This window comes from Luteitalea sp. TBR-22, assembly GCF_016865485.1.
GTDB lineage: Bacteria > Acidobacteriota > Vicinamibacteria > Vicinamibacterales > Vicinamibacteraceae > Luteitalea.
The window spans coordinates 2,371,973-2,386,838 of sequence record NZ_AP024452.1; the positions used below are offsets into that span (position 1 = coordinate 2,371,973).

A 14,866-nucleotide genomic window follows, 5' to 3' on the forward strand; every position below is an offset into this window, starting at 1 on the left:
CGCGTCGTGGTCACGTCTGGACCGGGTGCTATCGTAGGAACTGCGCGACGCACGATGTTCGACGTCTATCTGATCCCGATTGCCGCGGGCCGGCTCGAGCCCTACTGCGAACCCGCCGAGGACGCCGAACCCCTCGAGCCGGACGTCGAGCGCGGACTGTTCCGCCGGCTCGCCGACCGGTTCCGCCACATGCTGGCCGAAGCCGAGCAGGAGCGTCGTCGTCGGGCCCGCGGAGAGGACCTGCCTGACGCGCCGACGTGGTGGGGACGCCTGCAGCAGCGCACCCTGCGCGGCGCCGCGGAGCACATCAACGAGCAGCGCCTCCTCTGGCACCTCCGCAAGCACACGCAGGCCCGGCTGCACCATCCCGACGACGTGCCGGGCGAGCAGGCGCTGCAGGTGATGCGCACCTCCCTGCGCAAGGACGGCGACCGGCACCTGCTGTGGCTGGTCACCACGACGATCCTGTTCGTCGCCTCGGGGGCGCTGGCGCTACTGCCCGGACCCAACGTGCTGGCGTACTTCCTCGGCTTCTTCGTCGTGGCGCGCTATCTCTCGTGGCGCGGCGCCCGCCACGGCCTGCGCGCGGTGATCTGGCACATGGCGCCGACGCCGGCCTTGTCGGAACTGCGCGGCGCGCTCGACCTGCCCGGCGACGCGCGCGAGCCCATCGTCCTGGACATCGCCATGCGGCTGCGGCTCGAGGATCTCCCGTTGTTCGTGGCGCGCATGGTCCCGGCGCGCGCCTGACGCCCTCGGCGCCATCCCATCCCTCGGCTACACTGCGCAGCGTGACGTTGCGCGACCTCGCCGAGCATCTGGGCTGCCGCCTCGAAGGGGACGGCGACCTGTCGATCACCCGGGTAGCCTCCCTGGAGACCGCCGGTCCGGGCGAGGTCTCCTTCTTTTCGAACCCGCGGTACGCCCGCACCCTCGCGACGACGCAGGCCTCGGCGGTGATTGCCGCCGAGGGCGTGCCCGTGCCCGAAGGCGTGGCCGCCCTCCGCACCGGGGAGCCCTACGTCGCGTTCGCGCGGGCCCTGGGCCTGCTGCACCCGCAGCCGGCTCCGCCGGTCGGCGTGCACCCGACGGCGGTCGTCGAGGCGGGCGTCGTGCTGGGGGAGGACGTGTCGATCGGGCCTTACGCGTGGATCGGCGCCGGGGCGGTCCTCGGGGCGCGCACGGTGGTCCGGGCGCATGCGACGGTCGGGGAAGGCGCCGTGCTGGGTGACGACTGCCTCCTGCACCCGCACGTGAGCATCCGCGAGCGCGTCACGCTCGGGCACCGGGTCGTGGTGCAGGACCATGCGGTCATCGGCAGCGACGGCTTCGGGTTCGCGGCCGACGCGACCGGGACGATGCTCAAGATCCCGCAGGTCGGCACGGTGGTGGTGGGCGACGACGTGGAGATCGGTGTGTCGACGGCGATCGACCGGCCGCCGATCGGGGCCACGGTCATCGGGGCCGGCACCAAGATCGACAACCTGGTGCAGATCGGGCATGGCGTCGAACTGGGCGAGCGGGTGATCCTCGTGTCGCAGGTGGGCATCGCCGGCAGCACCACCGTGGGGGCGGGGACGGTCCTGGCGGGACAGGTCGGGGTTGCCGGGCACCTGACGATCGGCAAGGGCGTGCGCGCCACCGCGCAGACGGGCATCCCGAACTCGCTGCCCGACAAGGCGTTCGTGTCCGGTTATCCGGCGATCGACAACCGCGACTGGCTCAAGTCGTCGGCGGTGTTCCGGACCCTGCCGGCGCTGCGCAAGCAGGTGGCCGACCTGCAGCGTCGGCTCGAGGCGCTCGAAGGCCGGCAGGAACCGGCCGCTGCAGGGGCTGAGGCCACCGGCGACGCCTGATCGTCCCAATCCTGTGGAGGGCAGGCACACTGCCTGCATAATTGGGACAATGACACGCATGCTCGTTCGGCCCGTTGCGGCCGCCGCGCTGGCCGCCTGCGTCGTGGCCGGGGCGTTCGTGACGCCGACCCAGGCCACCTCGGTTCGGCCCCCGGCATTCAAGTTCGACGACTACACGCTGCCCAACGGGCTGCGGGTCATCCTGCTCGAGGATCACTCGACGCCGATCGTGCACGTGACCCTCTGGTACCACGTGGGTTCCAAGGACGAGAAGCCGGGCCGCACCGGCTTCGCGCACCTGTTCGAGCACATGATGTTCAAGGGCAGCCGCAACGTGCAGCCCGAGGCGCACACCTCGTACATCGCGTCGGTGGGCGGGCAGAGCAATGCCTACACCACCGAGGACACCACGGTGTTCTGGCAGACGGTGCCGGCGCAGTACCTGCCGCTCACGCTGTGGCTCGAGGCCGATCGCATGGCCTCGCTGCGCGTCGAGGAGTCGACCTTCAAGACCGAGCGCGAGGTCGTCAAGGAAGAGCGGCGGCAGCGGGTCGAGAACCAGCCGTACGGCCGGTTGTCGGAGATCATCTACGACAAGGCGTTCACCACGCACCCCTACAAGCACCCCGTGATCGGCAGCATGGCCGACCTCGAGGCGGCGAGCATCGACGACGTGCGCGAGTTCCACCGCACGTACTACCGGCCCGACAACGCCCTGCTGGTGATCGCCGGCGACTTCGACCCCGCCATCGCCCGGCAGCTGGTGGAGAAGGAGTTCAGCAAGGTCGAGAAGCCGACCGGCACGGTGCCGCGCAACATCCCCGCCGAGCCGGCCCGCACCAGGGAACTGCGGGTGACGATCGAGGAAGACTGGCCGTTGCCGGCCGTGGTGGTCGCCTACCCGATCACCTACGACGGCAATCCCGACTCGTACCCGCTGCACATCGCCGCCAAGGTCCTCTCCGACGGCACCAGTTCGCGCATCTACCAGCGACTGGTCTACAAGGAACGCCTGGCGCTCTCGGCCTTCGGTCAGGCCAACCTGATCGAGCATCCCAACCTGTTCTACGCCGTCGCGATCGTCGCGCCCGGCCGCACGCCGGAGCAGGTGGCCTCGGCGCTCATCGAGGAGATGGACAAGCTGGTGAAGGAACCGATCAGCGAGCGCGAGCTGCAGCGGAGCAAGAACCAGTTCGCCCGCGACTACGTGCTCGGACGCCAGACCGTGCAGCAGAAGGCCGGCGTCCTCGCCCATGCCGTGGTGCTGCACAAGGGCGACGTCGGGACCGCCGACGGCGAGTTCGACATCTTCCAGAAGATGACCGCCGCCGACGTCCAGCGCGTCGCGAAGACCTATTTCACGCCGCAGAGCCGCATGGTGCTCACGGTGATGCCGCGGGGCCAGCGCTCCGGAGGTGGCCAGTGATGCGGCAGTCCCTGCAGGCCCTCTTCATCGGGGCGATTGCCGTCCTGGTCGCCGTCAGCTCGCCGCTGTGCGCGCAGGAGCGTCCGCCGCGCCCGCTCGCGGCCCGCGACATCAAGATCCCGCCGTACGAGATCCGCACGCTGTCCAACGGCCTCCGCGTGGTGGTCGTGTCGCAGAACGAGCAGCCGGCCGTGAGCCTCCGCCTGCTGGTCAAGGCCGGGTCGGCGCAGGATCCGGTGGGCAAGCCCGGCGTCGCGGCGATGGTCGGCGCGCTGCTCGACCAGGGCACGAAGACGCGATCGTCCGAGCAGATCTCCGACACCATAGACTACGTCGGCGGCGCGCTCGGATCGGGCGCGGGCACCGACCTCTCGTACGTCAACATCCTGGTCCTCAAGGACAGCTTCGACCTCGCGCTCGACCTCGTGTCCGAGGTGGTGCAGGCGCCCTCGTTCCCGCAGGAGGAACTCGACCGCGTCCGCGAGCAGGCCCTCTCGGCGATGGGGGTCAACATGCAGGACCCCGAGTTCGTCGCCGACGCGGTCATCGACCGCCTCGTCTACGGCTTCCATCCCTACGGACTGCCCGGCAACGGCACGCCCGACTCGCTGCGCAGCATCACGCGCGACGACCTGGTGGCGTTCCACAAGGCGTGGTTCTCGCCCAACAACGCGATGATCGCGGTGGTCGGCGACGTCAGCGTGGAGGAGGCCTTTGCCGGGGTGGAGCGCGCGTTCGGCAAGTGGGCGCCGCACGACCCGCCGGCCATCACCGTCAGCGAGGTGCCCGAGCCGACGCGGCGCGTGGTGCTCGTCGATCGTCCCAACGCGGTGCAGACCGAGATCCGCGCCGGGCACGTCGCCATCCCGCGCAAGCACGAGGACTACATGTCGCTCAACCTCGCCACCAAGATCCTCGGCGGCGAGGGCGCCAACCGGCTCCAGAACGTGCTGCGGTCCGAGAAGGGGCTGACCTACGGGGCGTCGGCCGACATGGACGCGTTCAAGCAGGCCGGATCGATCATCGCCGAGACCGACACGCAGACGTCAACGACCGGCGAGGCGCTCCGGTTGGCCATCGACGAGTTCTGGCGGCTGGTCCGCGAGCCGGTCGGCGATCGTGAGCTGATGGGCGCGCAGGCCTACCTGGCTGGCAGCTTCCCGCTCAGCATCGAGACGCCCGACGAGATCGCGCTGCAGGTGCTGAACCTGCTGTTCTACGACCTCGACGTCAAGGACCTCGAGACCTACCGGGACCGGGTGAACGCGGTCACCAGCGACGACATCCAGCGCGTGTCGCGGCAGTTCATCAAACCGGGGCGGCTGTCGATCGTGCTGGTCGGCGACGCGCGCCAGGTGCTGCCGCAGCTCGAGGCCGTCGGCATCGACAACGTCGAGGTCCTGCCGCTGGCGGACGTCGACCTGACCAGCCCGTCGCTGCGCCGCAAGGGCGCCGCGCCTGCCCTGGCGCCAGGACGCTAGCCGGCCGTGCCCGGCGTGATGATCTCCTGCGGGGAGCCCTCGGGCGACCTGTACGCTGGCGCCCTGGCCTCGGCGCTGCGCGCCCAGGCCCCCGGCGTCGAGGTGTTCGGCTTCGGCGGGCCGCGCCTGGCGGCGGCCGGCGGGCAGCTCCTCGGGTCGTACGAGGGGCTGGCCGTGACCGGGCTGTCCGAGGTGCTGCGCACGCTGCCGCGCACCTGGCGCATGTATCGCCACCTCGTCGACCAGGCGATCCGGCGTCGGCCCGACGTGTTCGTCGCCATCGACTTCGCTGACTTCAACTTCCGCCTCGGCCAGGCGCTGCACGCGCGCGGCATCCCCGTCGTGTACTACATCGGGCCGCAACTCTGGGCCTGGCGGCCGGGCCGCATGCAGGTGATCAAGCGGTTTGCCGACCGCGTCCTGGTCATCTTCCCGTTCGAGCAGCCGCTCTACGAACAGGCCGGCGTGCCGGTGGAGTTCGTCGGGCACCCGCTCATCGACCTCATCGACAGGCACCTGGGACGCGACCCGTTGCTCACGCAGCACGGCCTGTCGCACGACGCGCGCACCATCGCGCTCCTGCCGGGGAGCCGCCGCAACGAGGTCGCCAGCACGCTGCCGACGCTGCTCGAGGCCTGCGGGCGGCTGCGCGAGGCCGAGCCCGACCTGCAGTTCCTGGTCGCCCGCGCGCCCGGACTGCCCGACGAGCTGTTCGAGCCCGCGCGCCGCAGCCACCTGCCGATCGGGTTGCATGCCGGCGACACCGACGCGGTGCTCGCCGCCAGCGACGCGGTGATCACCGCCTCGGGCACGGCCACCGTGCAGACCGCGCTGCATGGCAAGCCGATGGTCATCGTGTATCGCTTGTCGCCACTCACGTATCGGCTCGGTCGCCCGTTCGTCAAGGTCGACACCTTCGGCATGGTGAACCTGATTGCCGGCCGCCGGATCGTGCCGGAACTGATTCAGGACGATTTCACGGCCGATCGGGTCTGCGACGAGACGCTGCGGATCCTTCGGGACACGGTCTATGCCGACCGCATGCGCGTCGACCTGGCCGGCGTCGTGCAAGCGCTCGGTGGGAGCGGAGCGTCGGCGCGGGCCGCGCGTGCCGTGCTCGAGGTGGCCGCGGCCGGCGCGGCGCAGACGTGAGGACACGCGACTGATGCGACGACACCTGATCCGAGCGGGGTGGGGCGTGCTGTTGGGGATGGTGCTGTCGATGGCCCCCCTCGCCTGGAGCCATCCCGCGGCTTCCGTGGTGGTGCCACTCACCCTGGCCCAACTCGTCGAGGCGGCAGACCTCATCGTGGACGGCACCATCGAGGACGTGCGCGTGGTGGCCGGGCCGGACGGCGCCGAGCGCATGGTGCTCGTGCGCGGTGCGGCGGCGGCCTGGAAAGGCGAGGTCGACGGCCCGGTCTACGTGCGGCTCGCCGGCGGCAGGCTCGGCACGACCGAGACCCGCGTGCCGGGCGTGCCGGCGGTGGCCGACGGCGAGCGCTACGCCTGGTTTCTGGTCGCACACCCGCGCGGCGGTTACAGCGTCGTCGGCCTGTACCAGGGCGCACTGCGCGTGACCGCCGGACCCGACGGCGGGCTGCGCGTGCTCGCGCCGGCGACGACGGCCGGACCACGCGGTGACGTCGCCAGGCTGCCGCGCCCGATCGAGGAGATCGAGGCGCAGGTCCGCACGCTGCTCGCCGGGGGACAGCCGTGAGACCTTCCCGCGTCCATGCCGCGCTGGTCGCGCTCATCGCCCTCGCTGCCGCGGCGCCGACGTCGGCCTACCTGAAGTTCGGCTACACCATCGGGACGCGCTCGCTGGTGCTGAAGTGGCCCGACGCCGCGCCGGTGACCTACGTGGTCGGGTCGCGCGGTACGGCGACGGTGACCGGCGCCGAGTTCCGCGAGACGGTGGCCCGCTCGTTCGCCACGTGGGAAGGCGTGCCGAGCGCGAGCATCCGCTTCGCGAGCGGCGGCGTCACCGACCGGGACCTCGCCGACAACGACGGCGTCACCCAGCTCGCCTTCGCGAGCCGGCCGGAACTCGATCGCACGCTCGGCGCAACCAGCTACACGATCGACGTCGCCACGGGCACCCTTCTCGAGGCCGACGTGTTCTTCAACGCGGCCTTCCCCTGGTCGGTCGCCCCGACAGGGCAGGCCGGGCGCTTCGACCTCGAATCGATCGCCACCCACGAGGTCGGTCATCTCGTCGGGCTCGGGCATTCGGCGCTCGGCGAGACCGAGCAGGTCGGCTCGGGACGACGCGTGCTCTCGGCCGGCGCGGTGATGTTCCCGATCGCCTTCGCCCCCGGCAACGTCGATGGCCGCCGCCTGCTGCCCGACGACATCGCCGGCATCTCGGACATCTACCCCGACGCCGGCTTCCGCGCCGCGACGGGCAGCATCTCGGGGCGCGTCGTCAAGGGCGGGCTCGGGGTGTACGGCGCGCACGTCGTGGCGATGCACCTGCGCACGGGCGCGCTCGTCGGCGGCTTCACGCTCGACGAGAGCGGCGGCTTCGTGCTGGCGGGCATCGAGCCCGGGCCGGTGGTGCTGCGCGTCGAGCCGCTCGACGACGCCGACGTGACCAGCTTCATCGACGGGCCGCGCGTCGATGCCAACTTCCGCGTGGCGTTCTCGGACAAGGCGATCTTCGTGCCCAAGGGTGGCAACGTGCCGAGCATCACGATCGACGTGGTGGCCAAGTGAGCGGGAAGCGGGAGTCGGGAGTCGGGAGCCGGGAGTCGGTCGGCAGGCCGCAGTTGGCGGTCGGCGGTGCGTCACCGGCATTCCCCACGCGGCGCGTATCGACGCGCCTCGCCAGGGGCGTCGTCGGGACATGCCTCGGGCTCGCACTGTGCGCCGCGCCTGCGTATGCGCAGGACCCGGGCGGGACGGCCATGGCGCCGACGCCTCGAGCGTCACGCGTCGAGCTGAGCGCGCTCGGCGGCCTGTTCGGCAGCATCGAGCTGGGCAGCAGGGATGCCCTGATGTTGACCAACTCCGTGCCGACCAGCGGCCAGACGGCGCTGTTTGCCACCACGACCACGCAGCGATCGGCGCCCCTTGTCGAGGGGCGGGTCGGCGTGCGGGTGTGGCGCGCGGTGTGGGTCGAGGGGGCCGCGAGCTACGCGCGCCCGGACTTCGCGGTCGCGATTTCTGCCGACACCGAGGGTGCCCCGGACGTGACGGCCACCTCGAGACTCACGCAAGCGACCGCTGACGTGTCGGTGCACTATCGCTGGGAAGGGCGGCTCGCGCCGTACGTCTTCGGCGGCGGCGGGTACTTGCGGCAGCTCGATGAACCCCGCACGACGGCGGAGAACGGCTGGACGTACTTCGGGGGCGCCGGACTGCGCTGGCGCCTCGCGCCGGCGAGCCGAGGCTTCATGGGACGGCTGTCGATCCGCGGCGAGGCGCGCCTGCTGATGCTGCAGGGCGCCATCGCCTTTCCGGACGACCGCGGGACCACGGTCAGCGTGCTGGGTGGCCTATCGCTGACCCTGTGACGAGAGGTGGCAATTTGAAATGTGACATTTGAAATCGGGGCGGCTTGGCCTCTCGGCCTTGCTCGCTCGCGATATCTCGAAGGGGCAGCGCGGCGAGAGCCGCGCGCCCGTGAGAATTTCAAACTTCAAATTTCAAATTCATCGCACGCCGAGGATGATCTCGTTGGTCAGCTGATCGAGGCGCTCGTAGGCGAGGCCCTTGCTGGCGATCGCCTTGCGGTCGAAGGCCCGGTTGGCGAGCGCGCGCGCGGCGTCGGCGCTGAACGTGCCCACCGTCGCGTTGTCGCCGTGGGCCTCCTTGACGATGGCCTGGATCTCGGCGTCGGCGTTCCAGCGCGCCGCCTTCTCCTTCATGATCAGGTAGGTCCGCATGCACCCGCGGGCGAAGTCCTTGACGCCCTCGTAGTCCTCGGTGCGGTAGGCGTGCGCGTCGAAGTGGCGCGGCCCGTCGTAGCCCACGTCCTCGAGGAACTTCACCAGGAAGAACGCCCCACGCAGGTTCGCGGCGCCGAAGCGGAAGTCCTGGTCGTAGCGGCCGGGATTCTGGTCGTTCAGGTCGATGTGGAACAGCTTGCCGGCCTCCCACGCCTGGGCGACCGCGTGCGTGAAGTTCAGGCCCGCCATCGTCTCGTGAGCGACCTCCGGATTCACGCCGACCATCTCCGGATGGGCCAGGGTCGGGATGAAACCGAGGTAATTGCCGGTCGTGGCCATGTAGATGTCGCCACGCGGCTCGTTCGGCTTGGCCTCGAGCGCGAACCTGTACTGGTAACCCTGCGCGATGTTGTACTCGCAGAGGAAGTCCACCGCCTCCCTGAGGCGCTTGACCGCGTCGTCGCCGCGCCGGCACGCGTCGGTTTCGGTGCCCTCGCGACCGCCCCAGAGCACGAAGATGTTCGCGCCGAGCTCGGCGCCGAGATCCATCGCGCTCATCGTCTTCTGCACCGCGTAGGCGCGGACCTGCGGGTCGTTGGCCGTGAAGGCGCCGTCGCGGAAGACGGGATCGGTGAACAGGCTCACCGTCGCCATCGGGCAGACCACCCCGTGCTGCTGCATCGCCGCCTTGAACTCGCGGACGATGCGGTCGCGCTCGCTCGGGGTGGCGTCGATCGGCACGAGGTCGTTGTCGTGCAGGTTCACGCCCCACGCGCCGACCTCGCCAAGCATCGCGACGGCGTCGTTGGGAGCCAACGGCTCGCGCACCGGCTCACCGAAGGGGTCGCGGCCCCGGTTGCTGATGGTCCAGAGGCCGAACGAGAACTTGTGGGCGGGTTGCGGCGTGTAGGCGTCGGACACTGCAGGCGTCTCCTGGAGGGAGGTCGGCCGGGTCGCGCTGACCCGGCCCGAACGAGTTTCGCGCTGCAGTGTAGATCACTGCGCGACTTGGTCCCACTCCGGGGCAAACTGCGCCCCCGGGGCCCGGCCGGGGTCAGGACGCCAACGCGTCGGCAATCGCCTTGCGCAGCGCCGGGTCGTCGGGCGTCACTGCGCTGGGGAAGAAGGCCTTCACCTTGCCGTCCTTGCCGACGAGATACTTCGAGAAGTTCCAGCCGGGCAACTGTCCCGATGCGCCGAGGAAGGCGTACACCGGCGACTGGCCCTGCCCGGCCCTGGTGACGACCTTGCTGAACATCGGGAAGCTCACCCCGTAGTTGCGCTGGCAGAACGTGGCAATCTCCTGCGCGCTGCCCGGTTCCTGCCCGCCGAAGTCGTTGCTCGGGAAGCCGAGGACCGAGAAGCCCTGGCCCTTCAGCTGGTCGTGCAGCTTCTGAAGGCCTGCGTACTGCGGGGTGTAGCCGCACTGGCTGGCGGTGTTCACCACGAGGGTCACGGTGCCCTTGTAGGCCGACAGCGGGGCGGGCTTGCCGTCGAGGGTGGTGGTGGAGAGGTCGTAGAGCGAGGCCGGAGCCTGGGCGTCGGGCATGGTGGTGGTCAGCACGGCGAGCGCCGCGGCGAGAAGGACACGGGTCGTCAGGGTGCGCATGCTGCTTTGACGCGTCTGCGCGCCGGGAGGGCGCGGCGGGGTGGGACACCCCGCCCTACCGCTTGACCTCGAGCGCGTCGCGCACCTGCTTCAACGCCGGATACAGCACCCGGTACGCCTCGTACTGCCTGGCCAACACGGGCTGCGCCTCGCCCGGCTCGACCTCGCTGGTCACGCGGACGACGCGTTGGCAGGCGGTGTCGACGTCGGGCCACACGCCCGCACCGACGCCGGCGAGGAGGCCGGCGCCGTACGCCGCGCCCTCTTCGGCAGCCACCGTCTGCACGGCCTGACCGTAGACGTCGGCCTGCACCTGCCGCCACAGGGGCGACCGGGCCCCCCCGCCGCCCAGGCGGATGCCCTCGACAGGTACCTGCATCTCTCGCAGGATCGTGAAGCTGTCCTGCAGGCTGAAGGCCACGCCTTCGAGGATGGCGCGGATGACGTGTCCCCGCGTGTGCGACGCGGCGAGCCCCACCAGGGCGGCGCGCGCATCGGCGTCCAGATGTGGGGTGCGCTCACCCATCAGGTATGGCGCCCAGAGCACGCCGTCGGCGCCGGCCGGGGCCGCCATCGCCTCGTCGGTCAGCCGTTCGTACGGATCGCGACCATCGTCGGGACCGGAGCCGAACCGGTCGCGGAACCAGCGGAGCGACAGGCCGGCCGCCTGCGTGACGCCCATCACGTGCCAGCGCCCGGGCACCGCGTGACAGAACGTGTGCACGCGTCCTTTCGGGTCGAGGGCCGGGCGATCGGTGGCCGCGAACACGACGCCCGACGTGCCGATCGTCGCGCTCACCGCGCCGGCGCGGACGATTCCCATCCCGACGGCGCCCGCCGCCTGGTCGCCGCCCCCGGCCACGACCGGAATGCCAGCCACCAGGCCCACGGCCTCGGCCCCGGCGGCCGTCAGCGATCCGGTGACCTGCGGCCCTTCCATCGCCTCGGGCAGCAGGCTGGCGCCGAGATCGGTGGCGGCCAGCATCTCGCTCGACCACCGGCGCCGTGCGACGTCGAACAGCAGCGTGCCCGAGGCATCGGCGACGTCGGTCGCCAACCCCCCGGTCAGCTTGTACCGGATGTAGTCCTTCGGCAGCAGGACGTGTCGCACGCGTGCCCAGGCGTCGGGCTCGGTGCGACGCACCCAGAGCAGCTTGGGCAGCGTGAACCCCGTCAGCGCCGGGTTGCTGGTCCAGGCGATCAACTGGTCGGCGCCGATGCGCGTCGTCAACTCGTCGCACTCGGCCTGCGTGCGCTGGTCGCACCAGATCAGCGCCGGACGCACCACCGCTCCCGCCCCGTCGAGGAGCGTGGCGCCGTGCATCTGGCCGCTCAGGCCGATGGCGGCGATGTCGGAAGGCTGCAGCCCCGCGTCCTGCAGGGCACGCGGCACGGCCTGCCGGCAGGCCCGCCACCAGTCGTCGGGATCCTGCTCGGCCCAGCCGGTGCGCGGCGAGGCGAACGGTGCGTGGTCGGCGGTGGCCGACGCGATGACGACGCCGGACTCGTCGAGGATCAGGGCACGGGTGCCGCCCGTGCCGACGTCGATGCCGAGGAGGTAGGTCATAAACAGGACGGGCGCCGGGCACCGGGTGCCGGGCACCGGGAATCACGGGTCGCGGATCGGGAACCGGGAATCGGACGCTGGACGGGCTGCATGCTATAACACGCCGCGACAATGATGTGGGGCAGGGCCGGCTGTCCCAGCCGGCCGTGTCCGACTGCGGTCGATTCCGATTGGCGAGGCGTATGCGTCGACTCGTGTGTGCTTGTCTGCTCCTCCTGATGTCCGGAACCGCCCACGCTCAACTCCCGCCGACGGGCACCGAGATCCGGCTGTGGCCGTCCGCGGCGCCCCTCGCCACGGGCGCCGGCCCGGAGGACACGCCGGCCCTGACGGTGTACCAGCCCGCGCCGGGTACCGCCACCGGCGCGGCGTTCGTCGTGCTGCCGGGCGGTGGCTATCGTGGTCGCGCCGCGCACGAGGGCGAGCCCATCGCGCGCTGGCTGAACACGGTGGGCATCACGGCCTTCGTCGCGCGCTACCGCGTCTCTCCCTACCGTCATCCCGCGCCGCTGTCTGACGCGCTGCGCGCCATCCGGTACGTGCGGGCTCATGCAAAGGACTGGGGGCTGGACGGCCGGGTGGGCATCCTCGGGTTCTCGGCCGGCGGGCACCTGGCCAGCACCGCGGCCACCCAGTTCACGTCGGGCGACGCGTCGGCAAGTGACCCGATCGATCGTGTGAGCAGCCGTCCGGACGCGGCCATCCTCATCTATCCGGTGATCACGTTCACCGAGGACGCCTGGGTGCACAAGGGCTCGCGGACCAACCTGCTCGGCGCCGAGGCGACGGCGGCGCAGATGGCCGAGATGTCGTCGGAGCGTCGCGTCACCGCGCAGACCCCGCCGGTGTTCCTCGTGCACACCACGGGCGACACGGGCGTGCCGCCGGAGAACAGCCTGCTGTTCGTGCAGGCGATGCGGAAAGCCGGCGTCGAGGTCGAGCTCCACCTCTACGAGGGCGGTCGACACGGCTTCGGCCTCGGGGAGAAGGAAGGCCCGATCGGCACGTGGCCGGCGCTGGCCGGCCTCTGGCTCCACAAGCACGGCCTGGCGACGGCGACGACGCTGACGGTGACCAAGTGACGCGCAATTTGAGATTCGACATTTCAAATTGATCGGCGGCCGGCCTGTCGGCCGTGCCGCGCGCCAGATCCCGAGGGTCGGCGGCGCAGCCGCGCCCCCCAAGAATTTCGAATTTCAACTTTCAAATTGCCATGCGTAGTGCCATTGCCCTCGCCCTTGTCGCCACGCTGGGACTCGTCGCCACCGCCACGGCCCAGCCGCGTTCTTTCGACGTCGTCGTGTACGGCGGAACCGCCGGCGGGGTCGTCACGGCCATTGCCGCGGCACGCGAGGGCGCAAAGGTGGCGCTGCTCGAGCCGCGCGATCACCTCGGTGGCATGGTGTCGGGCGGCCTCGGCTGGACCGACTTCGGCAAGAAGGAGGTGATCGGCGGCTACGCGCTCGAGTACTACGAACGCGCCGGGAAGAAGTACGGCACGCCGATCCAGTGGTACCTCGAGCCGCACGTCGCCGAGGCCATCTTCCGCGAGTGGGCGGCAGAGGCCGGGGTGCAGGTCTTCTACCGGCACCGGCTGGTGGAGAAGACGGGCGTCACGAAGGAGGGGACGCAGGTGACGGCCATCCGGCTGGAGAACGGCGCCGAGTTCCGCGCGAAGGTCTTCGTCGACTCGACCTACGAAGGCGATCTGATGGCGCAGGCAGGTGTGAGCTACACCTTCGGCCGTGAGGGCGTCGAGCAGTACGGCGAGTCGCTGGCCGGCGTCCGCGACCGCACGCCCCTGCACCAGTTCCAGGTGTCGGTCCCGGCGCGCGACGAGACCGGGCGCCTCCTGCCCGAGATCTCGGGGGAGCCGAAGGCCCCGGCGGGCAGCGCCGACACGAAGCTGCAGGCCTACAACTTCCGGGTGTGCATGACGCAGCGGGCCGACAACCGCGTGCCGTTTCCGAAGCCGGCCGGCTACTCGCCAGCCCGGTACGCGCTGCTGGCGAAGATGCTTGCCGCGATGGACGCGGTCAAGCGCGAGGCCGCGCTCGCCCCGGAGGCGCAGGTGCAGAAGGGCGATCCGCGCGGGCGCCTGAAGCAGCCGTGGTCGCTCTGGGACGTGATGAAGCCCGACCCGCTCCCGAACGGCAAGACCGACACCAACAACAACGGCGCCTTCTCGACCGACTACATCGGCGGCAACTACGGATACGCCGACGGCGACTACGCCACCCGCGCCCGCATCTGGCAGGCGCACGTGGACTACGTGCAGGGCTTCCTGTACTTCCTGCAGCACGACCCGCAGGTGCCTGCCGCATTGCACGCGGCAATGGCGCCCTGGGGACTGTGCAAGGACGAGTTCGTCGACACCGGCCACTGGCCGCACCAGCTCTACGTGCGGGAGGCGCGCCGCATGGTGGGGGAGTTCGTCGTCTCGCAGAAGGACATCCAGACCGACCTGCGCAAGCCCGACGTCATCGGGATGGGCTCGTACAACAGCGACTCGCACAACATCCAGCGCATCGTCAACGCCGAGGGGTTCGCCGAGAACGAGGGCGACATGCAGGTGTCGGTGACGCCCTATCAGATCCCCTACCGGGTGATGCTGCCCAAGCGGACCCAGGCCACCAACCTGCTGGTGCCGGTGGCCTTCTCGGCCAGCCACGTGGCGTACTCGACGCTCCGCATGGAGCCGCAGTACATGATCATCGGCCAGGCCGCCGGCGTGGCCGCGAGGATGGCCATCGACGCCGACATCCCCGTGCAGGCGGTGTCGCCGACCGCCCTCCAGGCGAAGCTGCAGAGTCAGCGCGCCGTGTTCGAGTGGGTGAAGAAGTAGGCTCAATGCTTACGGCGCACGGCTCAGCGATGTAGCGGCCGGCCCTGGCCGGCAGTCAGATCGCGGCCGAGGGCGGTCCTGCCCGTCGGCCAAGGCCGACGGCTACAACGAAGGCCGACGGCCGAATGACGAAGGCCGTTCGGGGGCCGCCACGCCGCCCGACTCCCGATCCCGATTCCCGACTCCCGA

13 protein-coding genes are annotated in these 14,866 nt (G+C 70.7%); 10 read left to right on the plus strand and 3 right to left on the minus strand.

Annotated elements, in window-relative coordinates; genetic code table 11:
* Nucleotides 1-54 precede the first annotated feature (54 nt).
* The 8 genes from TBR22_RS09750 to TBR22_RS09785 all read left to right on the plus strand — a co-directional run bounded on the left by TBR22_RS09750 (nucleotide 55) and on the right by TBR22_RS09785 (nucleotide 8,281).
* Entirely contained in the window at nucleotides 55-750 is a 696-nt protein-coding gene (locus TBR22_RS09750; protein WP_239492783.1) for a hypothetical protein, read from the plus strand.
* Between the two features lie 41 nt (nucleotides 751-791).
* A complete protein-coding gene (gene lpxD, locus TBR22_RS09755; RefSeq protein ID WP_239492784.1) occupies nucleotides 792-1,856 on the plus strand; it encodes a UDP-3-O-(3-hydroxymyristoyl)glucosamine N-acyltransferase in 1,065 nt (354 codons plus the stop codon).
* 58 nt (nucleotides 1,857-1,914) lie between these two features.
* On the plus strand, nucleotides 1,915-3,282 hold the full coding sequence (locus tag TBR22_RS09760) for a pitrilysin family protein (RefSeq protein ID WP_239492785.1): 1,368 nt from the start codon (nucleotides 1,915-1,917) through the stop codon (nucleotides 3,280-3,282).
* Complete coding sequence (locus TBR22_RS09765; RefSeq protein WP_239492786.1) at nucleotides 3,282-4,763, plus strand: pitrilysin family protein; 1,482 nt, start codon at nucleotides 3,282-3,284, stop codon at nucleotides 4,761-4,763. The genes TBR22_RS09760 and TBR22_RS09765 overlap by 1 nt, the downstream gene beginning before the upstream one ends.
* Nucleotides 4,764-4,769: 6 nt before the next feature.
* On the plus strand, nucleotides 4,770-5,915 hold the full coding sequence (gene lpxB / locus TBR22_RS09770; RefSeq protein WP_239492787.1) for a lipid-A-disaccharide synthase: 1,146 nt from the start codon (nucleotides 4,770-4,772) through the stop codon (nucleotides 5,913-5,915).
* A 13-nt stretch (nucleotides 5,916-5,928) separates the two neighbouring features.
* The gene (locus TBR22_RS09775) at nucleotides 5,929-6,483 is read left to right on the plus strand and encodes a hypothetical protein (RefSeq protein ID WP_239492788.1); all 555 of its coding nucleotides are present in this window, start codon (nucleotides 5,929-5,931) and stop codon (nucleotides 6,481-6,483) included.
* On the plus strand, nucleotides 6,480-7,481 hold the full coding sequence (locus TBR22_RS09780) for a matrixin family metalloprotease (protein ID WP_239492789.1): 1,002 nt from the start codon (nucleotides 6,480-6,482) through the stop codon (nucleotides 7,479-7,481). Before TBR22_RS09775 ends, TBR22_RS09780 begins: the two co-directional genes overlap by 4 nt.
* Nucleotides 7,482-7,672: 191 nt before the next feature.
* Nucleotides 7,673-8,281, plus strand: coding sequence for a hypothetical protein (locus tag TBR22_RS09785; RefSeq protein ID WP_239492790.1), 609 nt, complete (start codon nucleotides 7,673-7,675; stop codon nucleotides 8,279-8,281).
* Between the two features lie 138 nt (nucleotides 8,282-8,419).
* Here TBR22_RS09785 and xylA read toward each other — a convergent pair whose 3' ends face one another.
* The 3 genes from xylA to xylB form a co-directional block, all read right to left on the minus strand.
* Complete coding sequence (xylA, locus tag TBR22_RS09790) at nucleotides 8,420-9,577, minus strand: xylose isomerase (RefSeq protein WP_239492791.1); 1,158 nt, start codon at nucleotides 9,575-9,577, stop codon at nucleotides 8,420-8,422.
* A 133-nt stretch (nucleotides 9,578-9,710) separates the two neighbouring features.
* Nucleotides 9,711-10,205 carry a glutathione peroxidase gene (locus tag TBR22_RS09795; protein WP_370651505.1) on the minus strand — a complete coding sequence of 165 codons (495 nt, stop codon included), beginning with the start codon at nucleotides 10,203-10,205 and terminating at the stop codon, nucleotides 9,711-9,713.
* Between the two features lie 115 nt (nucleotides 10,206-10,320).
* Nucleotides 10,321-11,832, minus strand: a complete 1,512-nt coding sequence (gene xylB, locus TBR22_RS09800; protein ID WP_239492793.1) for a xylulokinase — start codon at nucleotides 11,830-11,832, stop codon at nucleotides 10,321-10,323.
* A gap of 218 nt (nucleotides 11,833-12,050) precedes the next feature.
* On the opposite strand from xylB, the gene TBR22_RS09805 reads away from it, so the two are divergent.
* Nucleotides 12,051-12,914: an alpha/beta hydrolase gene (locus tag TBR22_RS09805; RefSeq protein WP_239492794.1), complete on the plus strand. Its 864-nt coding sequence runs from the start codon at nucleotides 12,051-12,053 to the stop codon at nucleotides 12,912-12,914.
* Nucleotides 12,915-13,045: 131 nt separating this feature from the next.
* Nucleotides 13,046-14,677 (plus strand): FAD-dependent oxidoreductase, encoded by a 1,632-nt coding sequence (locus TBR22_RS09810; protein WP_239492795.1) that lies wholly within the window; start codon nucleotides 13,046-13,048, stop codon nucleotides 14,675-14,677.
* The last annotated feature ends 189 nt before the right edge of the window (nucleotides 14,678-14,866 follow it).